Origin of the sequence: Sediminitomix flava, assembly GCF_003149185.1 — a bacterium.
GTDB lineage: Bacteria > Bacteroidota > Bacteroidia > Cytophagales > Flammeovirgaceae > Sediminitomix > Sediminitomix flava.
In genome coordinates this window covers 1,347,167-1,372,524 of sequence record NZ_QGDO01000001.1, presented here as the reverse complement: position 1 = coordinate 1,372,524, position 25,358 = coordinate 1,347,167, and the positions used below count along the sequence as shown (strand labels likewise).

At 35.6% G+C, this 25,358-nt stretch carries 13 protein-coding genes; all 13 read left to right on the top strand.

What is annotated here, in order from left to right:
* Positions 1 to 14: 14 nt before the first annotated feature.
* Positions 15 to 713: a tRNA (guanosine(37)-N1)-methyltransferase TrmD gene (gene trmD / locus BC781_RS05180; RefSeq protein ID WP_109616155.1), complete on the top strand. Its 699-nt coding sequence runs from the start codon at positions 15 to 17 to the stop codon at positions 711 to 713.
* 630 nt (positions 714 to 1,343) lie between these two features.
* Positions 1,344 to 3,905, top strand: coding sequence for an ATP-binding protein (locus BC781_RS05175; RefSeq protein ID WP_109616154.1), 2,562 nt, complete (start codon positions 1,344 to 1,346; stop codon positions 3,903 to 3,905).
* On the top strand, positions 3,902 to 5,599 hold the full coding sequence (locus BC781_RS05170; protein ID WP_109616153.1) for a hypothetical protein: 1,698 nt from the start codon (positions 3,902 to 3,904) through the stop codon (positions 5,597 to 5,599). The genes BC781_RS05175 and BC781_RS05170 overlap by 4 nt, the downstream gene beginning before the upstream one ends.
* A gap of 83 nt (positions 5,600 to 5,682) precedes the next feature.
* Positions 5,683 to 6,246 carry a hypothetical protein gene (locus tag BC781_RS05165; RefSeq protein WP_109616152.1) on the top strand — a complete coding sequence of 188 codons (564 nt, stop codon included), beginning with the start codon at positions 5,683 to 5,685 and terminating at the stop codon, positions 6,244 to 6,246.
* Between the two features lie 18 nt (positions 6,247 to 6,264).
* A complete protein-coding gene (locus BC781_RS05160) occupies positions 6,265 to 7,527 on the top strand; it encodes a hypothetical protein (RefSeq protein ID WP_109616151.1) in 1,263 nt (420 codons plus the stop codon).
* A gap of 233 nt (positions 7,528 to 7,760) precedes the next feature.
* Entirely contained in the window at positions 7,761 to 11,426 is a 3,666-nt protein-coding gene (locus BC781_RS05155) for a SpoIIE family protein phosphatase (protein WP_109616150.1), read from the top strand.
* Between the two features lie 216 nt (positions 11,427 to 11,642).
* A complete protein-coding gene (locus tag BC781_RS05150) occupies positions 11,643 to 15,236 on the top strand; it encodes a SpoIIE family protein phosphatase (protein WP_158281397.1) in 3,594 nt (1,197 codons plus the stop codon).
* A 96-nt stretch (positions 15,237 to 15,332) separates the two neighbouring features.
* Positions 15,333 to 16,721, top strand: a complete 1,389-nt coding sequence (gene radA, locus BC781_RS05145) for a DNA repair protein RadA (RefSeq protein ID WP_109616148.1) — start codon at positions 15,333 to 15,335, stop codon at positions 16,719 to 16,721.
* A 15-nt stretch (positions 16,722 to 16,736) separates the two neighbouring features.
* Entirely contained in the window at positions 16,737 to 17,069 is a 333-nt protein-coding gene (locus BC781_RS05140) for a hypothetical protein (RefSeq protein WP_109616147.1), read from the top strand.
* Positions 17,070 to 17,631: 562 nt separating this feature from the next.
* Positions 17,632 to 18,774, top strand: coding sequence for a helix-turn-helix domain-containing protein (locus tag BC781_RS05135; protein ID WP_109616146.1), 1,143 nt, complete (start codon positions 17,632 to 17,634; stop codon positions 18,772 to 18,774).
* Between the two features lie 416 nt (positions 18,775 to 19,190).
* Positions 19,191 to 22,298, top strand: a complete 3,108-nt coding sequence (locus tag BC781_RS05130) for a SusC/RagA family TonB-linked outer membrane protein (protein ID WP_109616145.1) — start codon at positions 19,191 to 19,193, stop codon at positions 22,296 to 22,298.
* 25 nt (positions 22,299 to 22,323) lie between these two features.
* Positions 22,324 to 23,784: a RagB/SusD family nutrient uptake outer membrane protein gene (locus tag BC781_RS05125; RefSeq protein WP_109616144.1), complete on the top strand. Its 1,461-nt coding sequence runs from the start codon at positions 22,324 to 22,326 to the stop codon at positions 23,782 to 23,784.
* A 67-nt stretch (positions 23,785 to 23,851) separates the two neighbouring features.
* Positions 23,852 to 25,357, top strand: coding sequence for an FISUMP domain-containing protein (locus tag BC781_RS05120; protein ID WP_109616143.1), 1,506 nt, complete (start codon positions 23,852 to 23,854; stop codon positions 25,355 to 25,357).
* Position 25,358 lies beyond the last annotated feature (1 nt).

Sequence of the window (25,358 nt, the reverse complement as noted above, 5' to 3'; positions counted from 1 at the left end):
GCATAGTTTCTGGAATGAGAATAGATATAATATCAGCGGTACCTAGTCTTTTGGAAGGACCATTTTCACACTCTATTTTGAAAAGAGCGCAAGATAAAGGGCTTGCCGAGATTGTGGTACATGATCTTAGAGAGTTTGCGATCAATAAACATGGACAAATTGATGATTATGCCTATGGCGCAGGTGCAGGCATGGTATTGATGGTTGAGCCAATCGATAAGTGTATTCAAAAACTGAAAAGTGAGAGGGAGTATGCTGAAATTATATATATGACACCAGATGGTGATACTTTTAATCAACGTACTGCTAATCAGCTTTCATTAGGTGGAGACTTAATGATTCTTTGTGGGCACTACAAAGGTATTGATCACCGTATTCGAGAAACTCATATTACAAAAGAGATTAGTATCGGAGATTTTGTATTGTCTGGGGGAGAACTAGGTGCAGCAGTAGTTGCAGATGCAGTCATACGATTAATCCCTGGTGTACTAAATGATGAAACTTCAGCATTGTCTGATTCATTTCAAGACGATTTATTAGCTCCTCCAGTTTATTCAAGACCTGCGGAATATAATGGAATGAAAGTACCAGATATTTTAATGTCTGGTCATGATGCGAAGATTGAAGAATGGAGATTTGAACAATCTTTGGAGAGAACAAAGACTTTAAGACCTGATTTGTATAAGAAATTCACAAAATCACATCAAAAGTAAGAGCCAGATAATTAGTGAATTGTGAAGAGCTGATGTTTATTCTAGGTAATATTCAGGATAAAGACAAAAACTATATGTTGTTGATAAGTTAATTTTCTTGAAAATTAATATATAAGTACTTAAATTTGATCAGTTCATAAATAATTGTGTTTATTTGTGAACTGAGCTTTTAAGCTCAACCTCTATAACAATGCCTATCTTTTTCAGCTAATTCTTTTTTGAATAGGAGACTTTAATTTGTTTTCTGTCAAGATGATGTTTAACTTTTAGTATAAGAGTTATTTACAAACGAGTTATCGATCAATAAAAATATTAAAGATATGGAACAGATGTTCCAACAATAACGGAAACGTAAATTGCAATGAACTGGGAAAACCCCCTCAGAATTCTGAGGTGGTTTTTTTGTCTATAAACACTTTATCTACCTACCACCGAATGGTATTCTTTTCTGATTTGACTCAAACAACCTTAAATAGTACAATGATTTTCTAGCCTTTTTTTGGTGCAATTTGTAGGAAGTTCATCTTAATTTTTTGTAGTGGAAGTATGTTAATCCTTTCTAGCTTTTTATAAACCACTTGCTTAACTTGATGGGATTAAATTTACATTAAACTTTTAAATGATGAAAAAATGCAAATTGAGAATATCAAAGTCGTATTCGACAATCAGAAATCAAGCGATTTGGAGGCAAGGCTTGGTGAAGATCAATATATAGTTGCTGTTCAAGATCCTCAAAATAGACGTTCTACTAAAAAATTTCTTATTCCACTTTTTTATTACGATGGTTATGAATGGGAAAAAATAGATACCAATAGTTTAGGTGAAAGAATATTTATAGCGAGCTCACCACAAATATTAGAAGCTGATTTTTCTTTTGATGAATTTATTAAAATAACTCACTTAAAAACGAATACGAAATGGACCAATGATAAAAAATATAATCTAGATAATTCATTAACGAAGTATATCACCCATATAGATAATAAGAATAATCATTTATACGAAGAGTCCATAATAGATATAGTAAAGGGAAGATTAGAAATAGATCGACATTTATTTTATCCAAATAGAAATTTTTATAATCTCGTTCAAGATATATATGTAAAGCAAAGTAAGCGTTTCTTTATTGAGAGTGAAGAAGGGGTGATTATGGGACCCTTTACTGGTTTACAGACAAATCCTGAAGATAAATCAATACGTGTTTCTGGTGGTATCAGACATGAAATTGAGGTTTTTGATCTGCCTGATTATGCTTTTTTAGAGCTTCAAACGGACTTAAAAGGACCCAAAAGAAAGGTTATTAAGTCGTATACGGATATAGAAATCTATGTAAAAGATCGCCTTGATTTCCTTACTAGAGAAGAGCTTTTCGATTGGGTAAATACACAGCTTTCAGACAAAGACAAACTAGAGAGTGTGAGAGAATTGTGGGATACCATTACTTCAAACTCTAAAGTTGGAAATGTATCGTCTAGATTCAAACGTCTTGAAAATCTTTTCGAGAACACTCAGAACAGTTATGATGGGATGGAAAGTCTCATTCAGACTTTAGCGAATAATGAATACTTTACGTCAAGTCTTGGAGAGCTTCCTCGTAAGAAGATTGAGATGGAGAAGGCTTTGTATGATTTGAAAAATCTGAAAAAGCTAGAAGAGAAAGAAATCCAAAAACTTGATGAGGCTTTAGAAAATCAGAAAGCAGAACTAGAGAAGTTTATTTCTTATGAAGAAAGTAAACGAGAAGAGCTGCGCAAGGAGCGAGAAGAGTTGATTGAGCGAGAGATTAAGGAAGGTCAACAAAAGCTAGAGTGGATTCAATCTGAGCTGGAGCAAAAAGGAGAGCAGTTAGAGGTTTATCAACTTCATCAGAAGAAAGCTGAAATTGCTCAAGAAATCGAATCTTTACGAACTGATAAAAACGAAATTCAGCAAAGTATTGAGCTTTTAAAGAAAGACTTCATAGATACGCAGCAGCAGACGGGAAGACTTTTACATGATTTGGTAAAAACCAAAACACACTTTGACCTGATCACTGCTCGTACAGAAGTAGAAGCATCTGAAGGTGTGACGCGTCCTAAGAGATTCACTGTTGAAGGAGAAAAAGTGAAAGACTTGAAGGAATTGGTCAATTTGACCCATCAAGCATTTCAGCAGAGTGGCCGACAATACTCAGAACATTTCATTGCCAACTTATTAATTTCTACCCATCAGAATAATTTAACCCTATTTTGGGGCTTGCCAGGTACAGGGAAAACAACTTTGTGTAGAATGCTGATGCAAATGTTGGCACCTACAGAAAGGCAGCTACAAATTCCTGTGGCAAGAGGATGGACGTCCCAAAAAGACCTTGTAGGTTTTGCAAATCCTATTTCAAAGAGATTTCATAGATCAGCATCGGGGCTTTATGATCTGTTGAAGCAATTGGACGGAGAGTTCAAAGAAGAGTGGTATTGGGATACACCATACGCATATACTCTTTTAGATGAAGCCAACTTGTCTCCTCTAGAACATTATTGGGCAATGTTCTACAATCATGCCGATAGTGTAGTCAATAATAAAGATGGTTTGGTACTGCAATTGGGGAATGGAGAAGAAATTCATTATGCCAATAACCTTCGCTTTTTAGGTACGATCAATATGGATCGAACCACAGAAGATTTATCTCCTAGAATGTTAGACCGAGCGAATATCATTCGTCTTGATTTACCATCCAATATGCAACTATCTCCAATCAATGATTATCAAGGAGAGCCTTTGTCGATTACAATGCAGCAAATACTCCAGTTTTTTAATCTTCAAGATTTTAAAACAGTTACAGGGGGGCAGACTGTCAAGTTTAACGATATAGAGGTTGAAGATAAATTCAATTATGTTGTAAAGCAGTTGAGTAAAATTGGTGTTCAGATAAGTCCGAGAGTAAAAATGTCGATTATTAGCTACTGTAATGTAGCCCAGTCTGTAATGGCAGAGCAATTCAGACCATTAGATTATTGTATTGCTCAAAGATTATTGACAAAGATTGATGTTCAAGGAAGTCATGCTGTACATACACTTCGTAATCTTCTAGATTTCATCAATGATTTTGCATTGAAAGATTCGAGAGCTTCTCAGATTTTATCAAAAATTATTGAGAAAGGAGAAAGAGAAGGTTACTCACACAATTACTTCAACTACTTTATGCTTGATCGATGAAATTAAGGATTTTCACGCTTAAAAGATCACCTACTCCGCCTCATGAGGTACGAAAAGAAATCGTACCTTCTGGGGGGGAAATGGTAGTGCTAGAACATTTCTTTTATGAGCTGGATTTCTATTATGAAAATCGACCAACAGATTTTTCAATATATATTGATGATCAACAAATTGAAGATGATTTAATAGAACATATCCCAGAGAAGAAATGTATTAAAGCACATTATTTTCAGTACTTCTCTAATAATCTAGGTTTCATTCAGATCACCTGTGGCGATGCAGCGCACTATGTAAGAGTTGATGCATCAAAAATTACAGGGAGTGAGGCTGAATATTTGCTTTCATACCTATATGATAAGAATAAACCTCTTTTGATGAAATTCTTGTCAGAAGGGGAAAATGAAGGAAGCGGTAGTTCAGATCCTCCTGCAGCTTTTTCACAGGAAATCTTGAATAGGTTACATTCTTTTGTGGATGTAATGGAAGCACTTTATCCTGAGTTTGATTTCCACCCTGTAGCATTTGAAGAGGAAGTTCTGACCGTCCGACCTTACGAACCTCATCATATAGATAGTCAGGGAATTGATTGGTTGTTGAATAATCTGGATGAAATTATTTTTGATCCAGCTTTTAGAGATGACCCGAATGCTGTTCAAATTGGACACAAGTACGGGATTATAGATCGAATAGCAACAAAAGAGTATACCAAGAATCTGAGAACTTATGAGAATGAATTGATATTAGGTTCATTTGACTTTGTAAATGAGTTTATCAATCAGATGGAGACTATTCTTCAAGAACAATTTCAGAAACCAAATGAAGTTGATAATGAGAATGTATATGCGTCTTTTGAGGCTATTAAAGTAATCTTGCTTCGTAGAGCTTATGATGAGATTGATTTACTTCGGAAGAAATTGACAAATCTGAAGTATAAATATCAGCGCTCTTTTCCAGGTGTTTTAGCTAGAAATGAGTCGGGGGTTGTGACTCCTGAGTTTAGGAAAAATAAACACTATTGGAAAGCATTTTCTGAGATTCAACAATTGAGAAGTGTTTCTTTGGGTGACTCAGAAGACAACTTCTTCTTCAATATCAATTTCTTAGATAAACTCTATGAGCTATTTAATTTCTATCAGATTATAGACCTTTTAAAAGAGTATTATGCTGATAAAAATTGTGAGTTTGTAGAACAGAAAAATGATGGTTTGATGAACCGATGTTTTTCTGTTATTTCTAAAGAAGTTGGGAATGAGTGGATGTTGAATTTTATTTTCAATCCTAGAATCACAACTTATCCGCAAGAGACAAACCTAGTACTTCATGGAAAAGTCGATAAGCGAAGTAAAGTTTATACTCCCGATTATGTGTTAGAACTTTCAAAAGGCAGAGATATTCGTTATGCCATCATGGATGCGAAATATAAAAATGCCAAGACAGTCGTAGAAAATGATATAAAAGAGTTGGCATTCAAATACTATACTTGTCTTAGAATTTCTGGGGCTAGAGCAGAAATACAAAAACCTGATTATTTATGGTTACTCTGTCCAGATGCCTATCATGGTAGACCGAGGTGGGTATTGAATTACCAAGAAAATTTTCTTCCAATCATTGGAGCCGTGATTTCAAAACCCGATGAAGAAGGCCCACTGAGAAGAGAGATGATACGAATTTTACAGCGTTGGCAAATAAGTTAAGAAGGAAGATTAGGAGAAGTGTTTTTCTCCTAATCTTCCTTATTTTTGCGGGTACGTAAAAATTAGAACAAAACGCCAGATTCATGAAGTCAACATTATTCCCATTTATACTTATTGGACTTTTCTCACTAAACTCTTGTAATGCCCCATTACAGACAGAAAAAAATACAGAGGAAATACATTTCGATTTGATCAGTTTTACAGATGCTTTAGCCTCTCAATTGGAAAATGATAATGATAGCTTTCAATATAAATTGACGGTAAATAATGAAGAGAAGGTAGTTTCTAAAGCCGAAATAGATTGGGAAAAAGAAATTAGTTTCATAAAACAAGCTGATATAAATAAACCAATATTGAAAGGCGCTTACGAGATCAACGAACAAAAAAGCAACACACAAGAACAAGTTGACTATGTAGCCAAATCTGAAAAAGAAAAAGTAAGACAACTTTCCATATTCAAAGAAAATAATCATATTACTCGTATTGAGGCACAGATTTTTGAAGACCTTCAATTATTTTCATCTTATAAAAGCTTTTGGGTACAGTTAGATTCAACCCAAGCTTTGAAGGCTTATCACTTAGAAAGTAAAGAGGAAATTTTATTTCTGGGTAATAAGCTCTTTACTGTGTCAGCCCAACGTCAATAAGACGGTTAACCGAATATTATGATAGCCGAATTGTATAAACCCATTCATATTACACCCAAAGATTTAGATGACTTCCTTGCCTCTGGAGGAACCCGAGATGGAGGTTATCTAAATCGGTTGGAAATTGTGTATTATGACAACCAACTCTGTACCATAATCCCCCTTCGAATTAATATAGCTGAGTTTGAATTCAGTAAGAGTCAACGAAAGCTATTAAGAAGAAATGATAAGAAGTATAAGACCATAATTCGATCTGCGGTCATCAATAAAGAAAAAGAGGCTTTATACCAACAGCACAAGGTTAGGTTTAAGGATTTCCAGTCCGATTCTATCTTATGGTTTTTTGAGTCACCTATAGATGGGTTTAAACTACCAATTGATACACAGGAACTTGTTTTGTTAAATGAAGACAAGGAATTGATTGCCTGTAGTTTTTTTGATAAAGGTCTGACATCTATGTATAGTATTCTAGGGCTTTATGATCAGTCATATCATAGGGATAGTTTAGGGATTTATACGATGTTGAAGGAAATAGAGTATGCTCAAAAAAATGGGCTTAAATACTATTATATCGGCTATGTATTTGATCGTCCTTCTTTATTTGATTATAAATTGAATTTTACGGGGGTAAAAGGTTATTTATGGAAAGAAGATAAATGGTTTAATTGGGGCGAAATTGATCTTACTCAAACTTTAGGAGAAGTTATTCGAGAGAAATTATTAGAGTTGAAAGATTTACTATTTCAAAAATTTTCGAATATCCATCCACACTTTAATGGTCGTTTCTTTTATGATTATCTCATTAATAAATCAGAGCATGTAATATCGCTTCCTTTCTTGTTTTACCTAAAAGTAGAAATAGGAAACTGCCCTCATGTATATGCTATTGGTTATGATCATTATAAAAAAGTCTTTTGGGTAGCATTTGATGAATTAATTGAACGAATTCAATATTTCGATTTAGCTGAAGATGTATTGAATTATTTATTGACAAAAAATAGTCATATTCTGAAAGAAGAAGTTTTGGTAAGTGAAAAATTAGAGGCGGTATTCTCAAAACTTCATTTTGATATTGTAAAGAAATATGACAAATCGTTAGAAGAAGGTTTTATACGATACAATATCAGTCATTTAGATAAAGAATTGAGTTTGCAATATAATATTTCGGATTTTGAGTATTATCTATTTATAGAAACTGAATTTTCAGAAATTGATCCAATTTATGTTGGCAATAGTACAGAAAAAGTAATAAATTTAATACGAGATTTTTTTTACGCGTAAGACTTTTTAACTTTACAATAGTTAACAAGTGTCGTGTTTTTTTTATATTTAAAAACCTGTAGTCAAGCAGTGAAAATCTATTTACCTATTATTACTACAATTGGCTATAACGTAGTTTGAAACGACTTCTTGTAATTGTGTTTGTAAATGTTTCAATTAACTTAATAGTTGCTTTTTTATCGATTTTTTTAAGGTAACCCAAGTTATCAACGCCTTTTTTTAGGCTTGAATACATGAAGAAAATTATATTCATCATATCGTTCTGGCTTCTTCCTTCGGTAGTTTTTAGTCAACAAATATCTAGTAAGCAATTGATTAAAAAGTCCCATGCTGAATTTTCAGATGGACATTTTCTTCAGGCTGCTTTCTATCTAGAGACGTTGGTGAAAAGATTTCCTAAGAATAACGGTTATAAATATTCTCTGATTTTATCTTACCTAGAAACATCCCAAGCCGAAAAAGCTATCCCATTATTAGATGAGCTTGAAAGAACGTCCTATTCTTCAAATGGAGACTTTTACTACTATAGAGCTTTAGCCGCTCATCAAATGGAAGCATTTGAGCAAGCATTAAAATATATTGAACACGCAGAGAAAAATACAAAAGTACCTGGTGTAAAAAATAAGCAAAAACTAAAAGAACAAATCCTCAGAGCTCAGCTAGAATATAAACATCCCCAAACAGTAGTGTTAAGAAATATGGGGGAAGATATAAATAGTGAGGCCAATGATCATAGTGTGATCATGAGTACCGACCATCAAACGATTTATTATACCGTTCAATCGAAAGACTTTATTGATGGTTATACTGAGAAAATTTATTCGACAACTCAGACAAAAGATGGCGAATGGCTTGAGCCTATTAATATGAAAGGCTTGAAGTCTGATGGGAATAATGCTACTGTACAGGCCAGAAATAATGATACAGAAATTATCTTATACAACGATGGTGATCTATATAAAAGAAGATTTTATAAAGGACGATGGAGAGAACCTATTCCTCTTGAAGAAGTAAATAGCCCTGCTCACGATACGCATTGTTTTATCACTGATGATGGAAACAGAATCTATTATGCTACTCGATTGAATAATAAGTTGACAGATGATTTAGACTTATATTATATCGAAAAGGATGAAAAAGATGAATGGAGTGAGCCTATCCCAATTACAACTCTAAACACCGATTTTGATGAAGATTCCCCATTCATTGATGAGGAAGGTAACATTTACTTCAGTTCAAAAGGGCATAATTCAATTGGTGGTTACGATATTTTCAAAGCAACGTATAATGATTCTTTAAAGCAATGGAATGAGCCTGTCAATTTGGGTTACCCTGTCAATTCTGTAGCAGACGATATTTATTTCAATTTTCATGGAAAACTTGCCTATTTTTCTTCAAACAGAAATGGCGGATTAGGGCTGTTAGATCTCTATCGTTGTTTCTTTTTCAGTCGAGTAAAAGTAAAGGGTAAAGTACAGAATAGACTTAAAAAAGCGATTCCTTTTGCTAAAGTAAGGTTAGAAAGTGAAGAGAAATTTTATGAAACTCTAGCAGATAAAAATGGAGACTATGAGCTAGTGGTTCCGATTGACAATGATTTTGAAATCACTATTGAAAAAAATAATACCATTTTCCATAGAGGAGAATATGCGATTAAAGTATCTTTTACTGATTCTAAAAAATTAGAAAAGAGCTTTTATGTCGTAAATGTAGCAGGTGAAGATGATACCGCCACTCTTGTGGAAGATAAGGGAATGATGCACGTCAAGCTTTTTAATTCTGAGGAAGAAAGCAGTGATTTTATTGTTGGTAAGCGTTCAATTCCAGAAGCTTTTACACAAAAAAATGTATTAGACCTTAAAGTTGCTCCAAAGGAAGAGGAAGTAAATCAAATCAGTGCAGAAGTATTTGTAAAAGGAGAGCCATCTAAAGCAATGACGATATATGTAGATGGACGACCTTTTGATGTTGATAATGAAGGAAAGTTTGATTTTTATCTTGGTAAAGGGATTTCAATTCCTAGAACGGTCGAAGTACGAGATGAGTTTTTGGAGTTAGAAACATGGTATATCCATGACAATGTTATAACTATTAAGCTCCAAGAAAGACGCGATTTTAGATTGAGCGGGACAATATTAGTAGATGGGAAAGTACCTTATGTCTATAATTCAATTGAATTGAAGGGGCCTGATGGAAGCTTACATCAAATTAAAACAAATACTTTTGGCGTTTTTGATACAATTATAGATGCGAATGACGATCAACAAGTACCTCAATGGGAAATAGGAGTACCGGGAAGAGAAATTCAAAGTCTTTCTGTAAGACAAGATCAACTTCATTCTGAATTTAAAATCAGTGTATCAGAAATTGAACAATTGTTCCCATTCAACCTCACAGTTGTCGATTCTGCTGGATATCCAATCCAAGATGTTTTTACGCTTTTTGATGGTGAATATTATCGTACTCCTCAAGATGGAACGATCAAAGTAGAAAAAGAACTGAAAGGGAATTTCTATGCTTCTAGAAATCTAATCGTTCTTCATGATTATGATATCAAAAAAGTATTCTATGAAGAATTACTCAATAGAGTTGTCGTTGTTGCTAAAGCTCATGAGAAAGAAGTTATTATAGACCGACTTGTTGTTTATGATACCATTAGTGTTGAAAAACCTCAAGAAGTAGCTGAAGCCCCAGAAATGTCTCAACAAGCTTTGGATTCAATGCTTCTAGTTCAAAATGAAGCAGCAGTAGAGGCTAAAATATTTGAACTTTGGACTCAAATGAAGAAGGATTCCATGCCTGATATGAGTGCAATTCAAGAGTACAAAAGTGAGTTATCTCGAATTAAAGGTGAAATGGCTCAAGACCAAGTGACTTTTGAGTCAATGAATTCATCTTTGAAGAAGGTCATTGATGACATGGAAGGAGAGCTTGTGAGTAAAGAAGATGAAGTTGAAGCCATCAGAAGAGAAGGTTATAATTACCTTATTGCATCTTTAATCATGCTTACGGCCTTTGTTACGATGTCTGTTTTATGGAGACGAGTTAGAAAACAAAAGTCTTCTTTAGCAACAATCAATGATGAGCTAGATGAAGCTTACGGAGAGGTTCAGAATCAGAAAAAACAAATTACAGATAGTTTAAAATATGCTCAAACACTCCAAAGTTCTATCCTTCCAATGGGAGAGAATATGAAGGAGAGTTTTAAAGATAGCTTTGTGTATTATAAGCCTAGAGATTTTGTATCAGGTGATTTCTATTGGCATGCAAGAGTAAAATTGAATCTTGTTGAGTATACTTTTATCGCTGTAGTTGATTGTACTGGTCATGGAGTTCCAGGAGCCTTCATGTCCATGATGGGCTATGCTTATCTTCAAGAAATATTAGATAAGAAAATCTCTTATGAACCAGATGTGATTCTGAAAAACCTTGATCTTAAGGTAAGAGAAGGACTTCGTCAAAAGGAAAGTAAAAATACAGATGGAATGGACATGATTCTACTTCGACTTTCGAAGTTAGATGATGACCATTATGAAGTAAAATATGCTGGCGCAAAGACAGATTTCTATGTTTATGACCCAATTTTTGAAAGCTTATTAAAGTATAAGAGTGATCGAAAAGGAGTTGGCGGACATGAGCAACAAGAAAAAGAATTTAGTTCAAATACTTTCGAAATAACTACGGAAAATAGAATCTTCTTACTTACAGATGGTATTTTAGACCAGAATGGAAAATCGGGTAGAAAATATGGTCGAAGACGTATGGAAGCATTCTTGACAAAGCATGCAAAAAAATCGATGAAGGAAATTCATTTCCTTCTAAATCGAGAAGTAGATAGATATATGGAGGGAGAAGAGCAAAGAGATGATATGACAATGATCGGATTCAAGATGATGTAATTTCATCTCGTTCTATTTTTTCCTTTTCATAACTTTATTGACCATTTATTACTTACCTGTTTTTTTGAATAACTATCAACCTTTTCTCAATTCTTACTAAAATAAATTGCGGTTGACTGAAACTGTACCTACACTTCATCAACTGTTATGAAAAAGCATACCCTAATCTGTCTAATTTTATTAACGTGTTTACCCTTTCTTGCGCGATCTCAAAAATTGTCAGATAAAGAACTAAAGAAGAAATTTGAAAGAGAGATTATAGACGGGCATTATCTTCAAGCTTCTTTTTATCTAGAAATCCTCACAGAACGGTATCCCAACAATATTGAGTATAAATATGCGCTGATCTCGTGCTATACAAATACCAACCAAGCAAAGAAAGCTTTAATGCATTTAGCAGCATTAGAAAAAAGTGGTTCGAGGTTAACGGAGCACTTTTATTTGTATAAAGCTTCTGCCCTGTTCCTAATTGAAGATTTTAAGGCTTCTAGAGATGTATTAAATATAATCGCAAGTAATGTTTCTGATGAACTGAAAAGTGATTTCAGTCTTTTAGATATGAAGTTGAAAGCTGTTCAAAAAGAGTCTGATTCAGAGCATAAAACTGTCATTCGGAATTTAGGAGAAAAGATTAATAGTGAAGCAAACGATCATAGTGTCATTATTAGTAATGACCATCAAACAATTTATTACACTGTTCAGTCAAAAGATGAAAATTCAGGGTATCAAGAAAATATTTATACAACTTCTCAAAATGAGCATGGGCAGTGGAATACGCCAGAGTTGATGAAAGGTTTAAAGTCTGATGGAAATAGTGCTACTGTTCAGATGCAACACAATGATACAGACCTGATTTTATATAACGATGGTGATTTGTATCGGAGAAGGTTTTATAAAAATGAATGGCGATCACCTTTGCCTTTAAAAGAAATAAATACACCAGCACATGAGACCCATTGTTTTATCACAGAAGATGGCAATCGAATTTTTTATGCTTCAAGGTTGAATGGCGGTGAAAATAATGATCTTGACCTTTTCTATATCGAGAAAGATGAAAATAATGAATGGTCTGAGCCTATTTCTTTGGCTCTTTTAAATACAGAACTAGATGAAGATGCACCTTTCGTGACCAAGGATGGAACAATCTATTTCAGTTCAAAAGGGCATAACTCATTCGGCGGTTTTGATATTTTTAAAGCAACATATAATAAGAAAGAAGACACTTGGAATAAACCTGTAAACTTGGGATTCCCGATAAACTCTGTTGCTGATGATATTTATTTCAACTACTTCGGGCATATGGCTTATTTTTCTTCCAATAGAGTTGGAGGCTTTGGTCTGTTAGATTTATACCATTGCTTTTTCTTTAAAAGGGTAAAAATACAAGGAGAAGTAACAGATAAGTACCAAAAGAATATTGCAGATGCAGTCATCAGAATACAAGGTGATGGAAAAGTGTTTGAAACAAGAACAGATCATAATGGGAAATATGAAGCAGTAGTACCGATTGATACGGGTTTTACTTTTACCATTGAGAAGAACAATAAAATCATTTACCAAGAACTTTGTAGTGTTGAGCTTTCATTTACGACAGTGAAAGATGAAGAAACCAATTTTCATGCGGTAAACATAAATGATAAGCTTCATTCACGAAATATTGAAAGAATAGCCGTAAGACTTTTTAATTCAGAATATGAGAAAAGTAGTCTGATAGTAGGGGAAGAAGGTGTGATAGAAGACCATCAAGAAAGTGAATTAATTAGCATGCAATCAGATGAGTTATTAGTTGAGGTTTATCATAAAAATAAATTACAGTCTGATGCAAAGATTTTGATAGATGGTAAAACTTTAGAAGCAGATAAAGAAGGGCGTTTCATTTTCCATAAAGGAGAAGGGATGATGTTGCCTGGAGTTGTAGCGTCTGATGATAAGTCTTTAGACGTTAAAACATGGTCAATCTACAATAATGTAATGCGTATCCAACTTGAGTCTAAATCAGATTTCAGGCTAAGTGGAACCGTGTTAATTGATGGAGTGAAACCTTACATCTATCAGAAAGTTGAAGCCATAAGTGCAGATGGAAATAGGCATCATATGACTACTAATGGTTTCGGTGTTTTTGATACTATCATTGATGCCAATCATAATCAAGAAACTTATTGGGAGATTGGGGTGCCTGGAAAAGAGTTGCAAAGCTTTACACTCAAACAGGATCGATTACATTCTGATTTTAAAATAAGTGTCTCTGAAGAAAAGCAGAAATATGCTGTTAATCTAGCTTTAATAGATGAAGGCGGTCAGGCTATTTCTGATGTGTTTACCTTGTTTGATGGGGAGTACTTTTTGTCTTCCTCAAAAGGAAATATCAAAGTTGAAAAACCATTGAAAGGAAGTTTTTATGCTTCTACTGAAATGATAGATGTGAGTGGTTATACCATCAAAAATGTAGACTACGAGGAAATTTTAGATCGATTGATTATAACCGTTGAAAAGCAAGAGGAGCAGCTAGCTCAACAGACAATAGAGGTAAGTACGCCAGATACCGTTTTCATAGAAAGGGATTATCTAGATGGTCAGTTGTATAAATCGGTATTCGATGTTTCTAAACTAGAACAAGAAAATCAGGATGTACTAGATGTAGAGAAAGATATTTTCAAGTTGTGGGCAAATTTGAAGGTAGCCTCTTTGGATAGTGAAGCAACAATTGAGGAATATAAAGGAGAGCTGAGTACGCTCAATGAAGAGTTAGTCCATATCAAAAATAGAAACGACAAGAATAATGAATCTCTTAACCATATGATTTCTTCTCTGAGGCGAATTGTAGAAGTAATGGAGAATAAATTGCATGATAAAGAAGCTGAGGTTGAGTCTGCAAGAAGGAAAGGCTATACTTATTTACTCTCATTTTTGGTGATGTTTTCAGCTTTTATGACCATGTCAATTCTTTGGAAGCGTGTGCGTAAGCAGAAGTCTTCACTTCAAGAAATGAATGCTCGTTTGGATATGGCTTACGGAGAAGTAAAATACCAAAAAAAGCAAATTATAGATAGTTTAGAATATGCACAGACGCTGCAAAATTCTATTCTCCCGATGGCTAAAGATCTCCGACAGTCTTTTCAAGAATACTTTGTGTATTATCAGCCTAGAGATATCGTATCTGGCGATTTTTATTGGTACCAAAAAGTTGAAGTCAAGGATAAAGAATATACCTTTTTAGCTGCGGTAGATTGTACTGGGCATGGTGTTCCGGGTGCTTTTATGTCGATGATGGGCTACGCTTATCTTCAAGAGGTTTTAGATAAGAAACTTTCTTATGAGCCTAATGAAATTCTTAAACTTTTAGATCAAAAAGTGCGATCGGGATTAAAGCAAAGAGAAAGTAATAATTCTGATGGGATGGATATGGTACTGATTCGTATTGAGGAAAAAGAAGGCGAACAGTTTGAAGTGAAATATGCAGGCGCTAAATCTGATTTGTATGTATATAACTCTGAAAAGAATGTTCTAGAACGTTTGAAAGGAGAACGAAAAGGAGTGGGAGGGCATGTTCAGACGACAAAAGAATTTACTTCTTCTACTTTAGATTTAAAGAAAGGCGATTCTATATTTCTACTGACAGATGGCGTATTAGATCAGAATAACGCAAATGGTAAGAAGTACGGACGTAAACGTTTTGAAAATTTCTTGGAGATGAATTCAGATAAATTGATGAGTGAGATACATGAAGAATTGGAAAAGGAAATGAAAGATTTTATGAAAACAGAAAAGCAACGGGATGATATGACTGTGATCGGCTTGAAGTTAGCTTGATCAGCTTTTGTATTTTTGATAGAATATTTTCTGAGATATATGTAAATTTGGAAAGCAAGGCAGTTTGTCTTGCTTTTCTTGATTTAGGTAGATTTTATGGCGAAGAAAGTAAAAAAAGCATTTTTCTGTCAAGAATGCGGAACAGAGTCAGCTAAGTGGCAGGGGAAATGCCCTTCTTGCGGAGCATGGAACAGTTTTGTAGAAGAAGTAATAGAAGACATCAGTACTCAAAAAAAAGGAGACTGGAAAAGTCCTGCGTTTGTAAGTGATACAAAAAAAGTTGGAAAGCCTGTTCTGATTAAAGACATCGCAATTGAAGAAGAGGAACGTGTAGCTACAATTGATGACGAACTTAACCGTGTTTTGGGTGGAGGTATTATGCCGGGTTCGGTTGTACTAATTGGTGGTGAGCCGGGTATCGGTAAATCTACACTCATGCTTCAGATTGCCCTAAGTTTACCTACTAAGAAAGTTCTTTATGTGTCGGGAGAGGAGAGTGCTCATCAGATAAAACTTCGAGGGGAGCGAATTGATAAAGAAGGTGGAAGTTGCCTTATTCTTACCGAAACGAATACGCAGCAGATATTTACACAGGTTGAAGAAGAAAAGCCAGATTTACTAATTATAGATTCTATTCAAACACTGTCTTCTTCACTATTGGAAGCCGCAGCAGGAAGTGTTTCTCAAGTAAAAGAGTGTACCGCTGAGTTGATCCGATATGCAAAAGAAACGAATACACCTGTATTTATGATTGGGCATATTACCAAAGATGGAAATCTTGCGGGCCCGAAAGTATTGGAACATATGGTAGATACGGTACTTCAGTTTGAAGGGGATCGACATATGAGTTACCGTATTTTACGTACAGTGAAAAACCGTTTTGGTTCTACCTCTGAGATTGGAATTTATGAAATGGTAAACAACGGACTTCGCCAAGTTAGTAACCCTTCAGAAATTCTGATTTCACAAAGAGATGACACCCTAAGTGGTATTGCAATTGGCGTGATCATAGAAGGAAATAGACCGCTATTGGCAGAAGCACAGTCACTCGTAACACCTTCGGTATATGGAAACCCTCAACGTAGTAGCAATGGTTTCGATAGCAAACGTCTGAATATGCTTTTGGCTGTATTGGAAAAGAGATCTGGCTATAAAATCAATTTCTCAGATGTCTTTTTTAATATCACGGGAGGATTAAAAGTAGAAGACCCTGCCATAGATTTAGCCGTTTGTGCTTCCATAATTTCTTCAAGTGAAGATTATCCTGTTTCTTCTCAAATCTGTTTTGCTGCAGAAGTAGGTTTGGGGGGGGAAGTAAGAGCCGTAAACCATATTGAGAAAAGGATTTCAGAAGCAGCACGTTTGGGATATAGAGAAATCTATGTTTCTAAGTACGCAACAAAAGGCTTAAAGCTAGATCAGTTTGATATACGTGTGACTGAGATCGGGAAATTGAATGAATTAGGAGATCTGTTATTTATCTAAAAAAACATATACCAAATGGCTAAACAACAAGTAGACTGTAAAGCAGATCAGAGAGGATCAAAAAGGTGGTTTTGGAATATTCTGTTTTATGCATTTCGTGTGGCACAAACCTGCCCTTTTTGCAATAAAAAACTAGAATTTTCCGCAAAGAAGAAATTAGCGATAGACATGCTATTTGGTCTAGTTTACGGTTCATTTATCGTGTTTTTTAACCAAACTTTAGGCTATGCTACAATGCCTGTCTTTGTGGTAGGAATGGCACTTGTACTTTTGCTTCACGTTTTAGTGAAGCAAAGGTGGAAAAGCTTTGATGAAGAACGAAAGAATTTACCGCATTGGAGAAGGTAGTTTTAGAAAAGGGAAGTCTTGCAGGCTTCCCTTTTTTATATTCAAGAGTAGTTAAGTACTAAGACAAAATAAGACGAGTAATACTATCCTTAGAGTTTGCGAAGCTATTTAATTTGATTGATGGGAGTAAGAGTCTTTAGACTCAAAAAATGCACATAAAGTCGAGTCTGAAGAACTGCGTCCGCCTCTCTACTTCATTTATGAGTTCTTAGAGCAACTCTAAGAACAGTAAATTTTTATTCCGAAATTATATGTCCTAGTGCTTATTTTATTCCGTTCTCCAAATAAGATGATAACTTTTGTGAAAGCTATTTTCGGTACAGATATGTATTTTGTAATTTATTTTTAATATTTGTGACTATTCTATTTCGAGTTTTCCTTTTGACAAATATTATTGGTTTTTGTGTGATAACAAGCTCACACCAACCAGTCTTGTAAGTGTTTACAGTGTAACTATCAACTAACTTGAGATATTAATTACAACCTTTATTAACCATCCCTATGACAACCATCAATTAGGGTTAATTACAAATTATCAAAATCCACTTTATCTGATTAAGTTATGGATTATTATAAATCATTACTCATGATGGGAGCTTTCCAAGCTCTTGTGATGACGTGCTTTTTATTTGCAAGTAAGAACAACAGAACTCCTAACAGAATACTATCAGTCATGACGTTATCATGGTCGATTTGTTGTTTGACTTTTGCTGTTCAATCGAATCAGTTCTGGTATGATCATCCCCATTTTTTTAGAATTGGGTCTGTATTTGTCGGAGCATTTTTCCCTTCTATTTATTTATATGTAAAGCAGATTACAAAAGATGGGAATGGATTTGAAAGTCGTTCATTATTACATTATTTACCGTCTTTCATTTATGTAATATTGAATATCCCTTACTATATCTTATCTACTGAAGAAAAACGATTATTACTATTTGAAAGATCTCCTATTGAGTTGTATGAATACCTAGAACTCACGAGTTTATTTTCAGATATACTACCGACAGTTCAAGGTTTAATCTACTCGGCATTGAGTATTAAATTATTAAAGAGTTACGAAAAGAGTATAAAAAATCTAGTATCAGATACAGAACCTCATACCTTGAAATGGCTGAAGAATTTAATACTACTGAATGTAGGTCTTTGGCTTTTAGGGAGTTCTGGGTTTTTGTTAGATTTACTAGGCAAAGAAGATTATCATTTTAGATCTTATCAGATTTTGTATTTATCGATAGTTGGAGTAACCTACTTCATTACGTATTATGCACTAAAGCAACCAGAAATATTTACTCAGCTTAGTGATAATTCATTGATAGAGACAAGCGAAAATGTTCGTTTGGAAGAAGAGGTTGATCATGAATTAGAAGAAGAAGCGAATAGGCTAAAAGCATATTTAATAGACCAAAGGCCTTATTTAAATAATCAGTTGACTTTACCTGATTTGGCTAAAGAGTTTGGTTTAACTCGCCATAGGATGTCCTTTGTATTAAATCATGCTTTTGGTAAAAACTTCTACGATGTCATTAATGATTTTAGGGTAGAAGAAGCAAAACGCCTTTTGGCAGATGAAGCGCATAAAGAATATAAAATTGAATATATCGCACAAACATCAGGCTTCAATTCTAAAGCAACATTCAATAGAATTTTTAAATTAAGAACAGAGATGACACCAAGTGAATTTAGAAATTTACAATTGGCTTAAGGCATATAATAATTTGAAATATAAGGTCAGAATCCGAAAGGGTTCTGACCTTTTTTTTATACCCATAACATTGTAGAATCTATTTATTGTTTGGCTCATTTATGATATATGAAGGTGTACGTACTTCATTTATGATTTAAAACATATTCTTTTAAGTGTTTGGTTTTCAGTGGTGATTAATGTCTCATTGTGTCGGTGAGACGTCTTAGGTGTCGTAAGTCTTGATTTTTTCTAATTCTCTCTAATTTCCTAACATCAATTTAAAAAGTTGAAGGTATGGAAGAGATGAAGCAAAAGAAGAAGTTAGCACTTCACCATAAGTTAAACATCGCAATGCTGCTGTCTTTAGTGATCGCAGTAATCAAGATTTTCATAGACTTTTTAAAATAAACCACGAAGAGAAAACCAATTCAAACATGCAACTAAGAAAACTACTTTTATTCCTATGCTTGATCGGAAGTGGATTTACAGCCACTGCCCAATCATTTATAGTAAAAGGGAAAGTAACTGATGCTGCCACTCAAGAAAGTTTACCAGGTGTAAATGTCTTGATAAAAGGAACAACATCAGGTACAGCAACCAATTTGGATGGAGAATATGCCATCGAAGTACAAGATGAAAATACGGTGCTGATCTATTCTTTTATCGGGATGCTCGAAAAAGAAGTTAGTGTAGGTAATCAGACGATTATTAATGTAACACTCGAAAGTGACTCTCAAGAACTGGATGAAGTTATGGTAGTTGCTTATGGAGAAACGACGAAAGAATCATTTACGGGTTCTGCAGGGGTTGTTGATGGAGCAACCTTAGAAAAACGTCCGTTGGCTTCAGCTACGCAAGCACTCCAAGGAGCAATGTCTGGTTTGAAGGTGACAGGTAGTTCTGGACAGCCAGGAGCGGAGCCGACTGTAAGAATTAGAGGTATTGGATCAATGTCAGCAGGAAGTTCTCCGCTTTATGTTGTTGATGGGGTTGTGCTCAATGGTGGAATATCAGATTTGAATCCAAATGATATTGCTTCAACTACGGTACTGAAAGATGCAAGTGCTGCGGCACTTTATGGTTCTAGAGCAGCAAATGGTGTAATTATCATTACCACTAAGAAAGGAACAGAAGGGAGTACGAAAATCAGTTTCGATGCGGCAACAGGTATTTCTCAAATTGCTAACACGGGATATGATTTGATGAACTCGGCTCAGTACTACAAACAGACTTGGGTAGGTTTATATAACAGTGCCTTTTTTGATGAATCAACACCAGTTACGCATACTGAAGCGATGGATTATGCGAATCTAAATGTAGAAGCACGATCAGGTTGGAATCCATATGCACCCTATAGTGATGATCCTTACAATCCATATATCGGTTTCAATGCTGAAACTTGGTCACCAGAATTAGATCCTAATGCACAATTGTTGGTTGATGAAGATTGGAGAAACGCAGTCTATCAGACTGGACTTACGCAAAACTATAACTTAAGTATTAGTAAAGGTACAGCTAGTGGTTCAATGCTAGTTTCGGCCGGATACTTCAATGAGAAAGGAGTAGTAATCGGCACTGACTTTGAACGATTCACCTTCCGATTCAATGGGAATGAGAGAATGAACTCTTGGCTTAATATGGGAGTAAATACGTCTTTTACCTATTCAATTGGAAATGGAGTACCTTCAGGAGGAGAAGCTGCAAACCCAGTACGTTCAGCAGAGTTATTTAACCCAGCTACTCCTATCAAACTACCAAATGGAGATTACAACTATGAAAACCAAGTTAGCTTAGACTTTAACCCTGTTGGTTTAGCAGAAAAAGATATTTATCGTTCTTGGTCAAAAAGAGCTATTGTAAACGGGTTTGCAGAAATTTCACTTCCAGCCAATATCAAATTCAGATCAACAAACGGAGTTGACTATACAGATGTAGATAACTTAGAGTATGCCAATCCGCTTCATGGAAATGGCGTTTCAGTGAATGGGCGAGGAACCTCAATAGCCTCAAGTGTATATACACTAAACACCACCAACCTATTCACTTGGAATAAAAATATAGGAGAGGGCTTTTTAGATGTAATGGCAGGGCAAGAAGCCAATAAGTGGGAATCCAAGTCTGTAACCGCTGTTGCTACAGATTATGCTTTTGATGGAAACCCAGAACTTTCTGGTGCTGCCAATCCTCAGACTACTTCTACAGGCGCTTCTTTGGGTTCTATGGTTTCATTCTTCTCAAGAGTGAATTATGAATACAAAGGGAAATATAATGTAAGTGCTTCAGTTCGTTCAGATGGTAGTTCAAACTTCTCAGAAGGAAATAAGTGGGGTACTTTTGGTTCTGTAGGTTTAGGATGGAGAATCTCAGAAGAGAATTTTATGTCATCTGTTGAATGGGTTAATTTCTTAAAACTCAGAACAAGTTTTGGTACTTCTGGAAACCAGTCATTTGGAGCGTACTCAAGTTTACCGATGTATGGCCTAGGAGCAAACTATGGCGGTATGCCAGGAATGGTACCTGCGGGTTTAGAGAATAAGGATTTGCGTTGGGAAAAAAATGAAGCCTTAGATGTCGGATTAGATTTTACCATTTTCAAAAATATCTCAGGGGTTATTGGGTATTACTATCGCAAATCAGATGACCTTCTTTACTCAGTACCAAAATCACCAACTACTGGTTTCTCTAGTCTATTCCAAAATGCAGGAGAGATTGTAAACCAAGGTCTCGAGTTTGAATTGAATACCATAAACATTCAAACCCAAAACTTTACTTGGGCTACCAACTTCAACATCACAAGAAACAGAAATGAAGTAACAGCTTTAGCTGATGGGCAAGATCAGGTGATTGGTGGTACTCAAATCATGAAGCCAGGTTCAGACCGTTACCAATTCTATTTGAGAGAATGGGCAGGGGTAAATCCTGATACAGGTCAGCCAATGTGGTACACGAATTCGGAGTCTTCATTGGAAAGTGGATATGAAGACCCGTTAGGGTCAGGACGTGAGGTGACAAGTAATTACAATGATGCTGAAAGAGTAATGTCGGGTTCTGCTTTACCTAAGTTCTATGGAGGTATCACCAATAGTTTTACCTACAAGAATTTTGACCTTTCCTTCCTGTTGTATTACAACTATGGGAACAAAATCTATAACAGTGATTATGCGCAAAACATGCATGATGGTTCCAATCCTGGAGCAAATCTAGCCACTGATGCTTTAGATGCATGGACGCCGAGCAATCGCTATACAGATGTGCCTCGCTATATCACAAACAATACTGATCTAGGAAATCAAACTTCTACTAGATTTCTAGAAGATGGTTCATACCTCAAACTCCAGAATGTCACACTTGGATACACTTTACCGCTGCATATCTCTAAAAAGATGCGTATGCAAAACCTTCGTGTGTATATGGTTGGGGAAAATCTTTTGACTTGGACAGCATACAAAGGTTTCGATCCTGAAGTAGGAATTTCGGGAGGTACAAGTCAGTCAATCCCAGGAGTAAGTAAACTGACATTTGGAGTAAACGTAGGTCTATAATCCACTCACAAAAGAATATAAAACGATGAAACTAAATAGAATTTTATTTGGCATTCTGATGCTCTTCGCATTGAATTCTTGTGAGGAGTTTTTAGAGGAAGACCCTTCAAGAGCTGGAGGAGTATTACCCGAAGATGTTTTTTCATCTTATGATAAATCGTATGCGGCTTTGGTCGGAACTTACGATGCATTGAGCCATTATTATTTTGATGGTTTAAGTTCTGTAATCTGTGCAGATGTAATCGGTGATGACATGCTGATCAATTCGGAAGGAAATTACAATTGGTTTGTAAGTACTTATCAGCTAAATGTGTTGGCAAATTATAACGATGCTTATAATCCTTGGAGAAGAGGGTACGCGGTAATCAACAATGCAAACAATTTGATTGCTTATGCAGGAGGAATAGCAGATGCTACTGAGGAACAAATCAATTACTTAACAGGACAAGCTTACGCTGTTAGAGCTTATACATATTTGAGATTGGTGCAGATGTATGCACCAGCTTACATCGCAGATCCTTTAGCTCCTCAAGGTCTGATTTTACGAACAGCACCTTCAGATTCGGAATCTCCGGACTTGGGAAGAAGCACAGTACAAGAAACGTATGATTTGATTTTAGAAGACCTTGAAGAAGCAGAGAAACTGCTTGACTATGACGAATTCTACAAGGGCTTTTTAGATAAAAGAACCGTTCATGCCTTGATGGCAAGAACACATCTGCTCATGGAAAATTGGGAAGAGGCTTCTCAATATGCTGAAATGGCAATTTTGGGAAGTGGAGAAGAGGGTTCAGAAATGGAACTAATGATCAAAGAGGAGTGGGTAGCAGGCTTTGCTCATCAGACAACAGAAAGCATGTTTGTGCTTGATTATCAGATTGAAGATAACAATGTCTATTTAACGATTCCTTCTTTCTATTATCCAGCATTTGGTTACAGTAGTGTAAGAGCCAATGACAAGTTTGTTGAGATGTTTGATGCTGCTGATTATAGAAGAAATGTTCTAGCAAATGATCTGACTTGGGATGATGGTTCTTTAATTGACCCAGACAAAAATTGGATGATCTTAAAGTTTGGCCATGATTCTCAAGTAGGAAATGCCAAATCTACAAAAATCAGAGTTTCAGAAATGTATTTGATTTGGGCTGAGGCAGAAGCTGAATTGGGCAATTATAACCAAGCGCAAAGTCTTGTAGATAACGTAATCAAGCGTTCTAACTCGCTAGCGGATAGACCAAGTGTAGAAGGAGAAGAACTTATCAACTTGATTTTGGATGAAAGACGTAGGGAGTTATTCGGGGAAGGTTTCCGTTGGTTCGATATTAAGCGTCGTCTTCAGCCTTACAAGCGAGAAGGAGACCATTGGGTGAAATTTGATTTTGGACCAAATGATGCAGACTACTACCGTCTGACATTCCCAATTCCTCAATATGAGATTGATGCGAACACGGCATTAACAGAGGCAGACCAAAATATTGGATACTAATATACAGCACTTTTTGAGGGGAGATCTGATCTCCCTTCTATTCTAATTTTTTAAGAGAAAAATAGAAATGAAAAGATTAAAAAGATGCTTATGGGCTTTGTCAGTATCAGTTTTGATATTGGGAAACTCATGTTCAGATACGGAAGATACTATCCCCCGATTGAATGTATCGGTGGGCGATAGTATGTTAGATATAGAAAACTTTGGCTATGAAGTTCAATTGGATGCTTCTCTTGCAAAAGAAGGACAGCTTGGACAATGGTCAATTTTGAGAGGAGATAATGGCATTATTGAAGATGCCAATAATCCAGAGTCAATGTTTAGTGGAGAGCCAGGAGAAATCTACACGCTACAATGGACAATCTCTGAAGGAGCGCATTCCAAAAGTGATATCATGGATGTTTCCTTCAAAGCCTTAGACCCTTCATTTGAAGTAGCTGAAGCGAACCAGATGATCGCTGATACATTGAAAACTAGCTTTACACTAAGCTTAGATGCTAACGGAACGAAATATGGTGGAGAAGGACATTGGTCTTATCAAGTGACCGATAGGAGCGATGACAATCTTGTAGCTGAAGACGCTTACTTTGTGGAAGAAGATAGCTGTATCACGAAGTTTGTAGGAATGCCTAATACGGCTTACGAAATTAAGTGGAAAGTAGCGTATGGCTCCAAAGAAGATTCGACAACTTTTAATGTTGTATTTGATTCTTTAAGAGCCGATGCTGGTGGCGATCAGTTATATAATCTTGCCTATGGCGATGGACTGTTATACGGGACGTTATATCCAAATCATCAAGAAGGGGCTTCGGTAAAATGGAGCATTTTGGAAAATCCTGAAAATGGACGTGGCAGATTGCATAACGATACAGACGCAAACTCTCTTTTTGAAGGAGAAGGTGGCGCAGTTTATAAGCTTCGTTTTGAGCTATCTCACGGTGGGCAAACAGATGCAGATACAATCTTGTATGCTTTCAATAGACATCATCTTTGGACAGATACAGACGGACAGACTTACCGTACAGTTAAAGTAAATGGTTTGGAATGGATGGCCGAGAACTACAATATGGTCGTGCCATTTAGTGATCCTTCATATCCTCATTCATGGTACTTTGGAGTAGACAAATACGGTATCATTGAGAATTCAGATTCCACAATAAGCATGGAGCCAGTAATGTCTCCAGAAGATCGAAAATATTATGGGCGTCTTTATAGTTACATCGCTGCTGAAGAAATGGCTCCTGAAGGATGGCGTTTACCAACAGGGGATGAACTGCTTGAGCTATTTAACCAATATGGTGGTACTACTTATGCCGGAACAGAATTGAAAGAAGGGGGGGGGACAGGAATCGATTTAGTGTTTGGAGGAATGTATGTTTCTTATACCAACTCAACTACATTTTACAATCTTAATCTAGCAGGATATTACTGGTACCAACATGATGGTGATGATCCTTTGAGTGACTACATCAATGTGATGACTGTTTCTGCAAGTTCAGAAGCTGTCTTCAATTCTGTATTCACTTGGGGTGTAGCTTCTAGTGTGAGGTATGTCAGAGATATTCAAGAGTAGC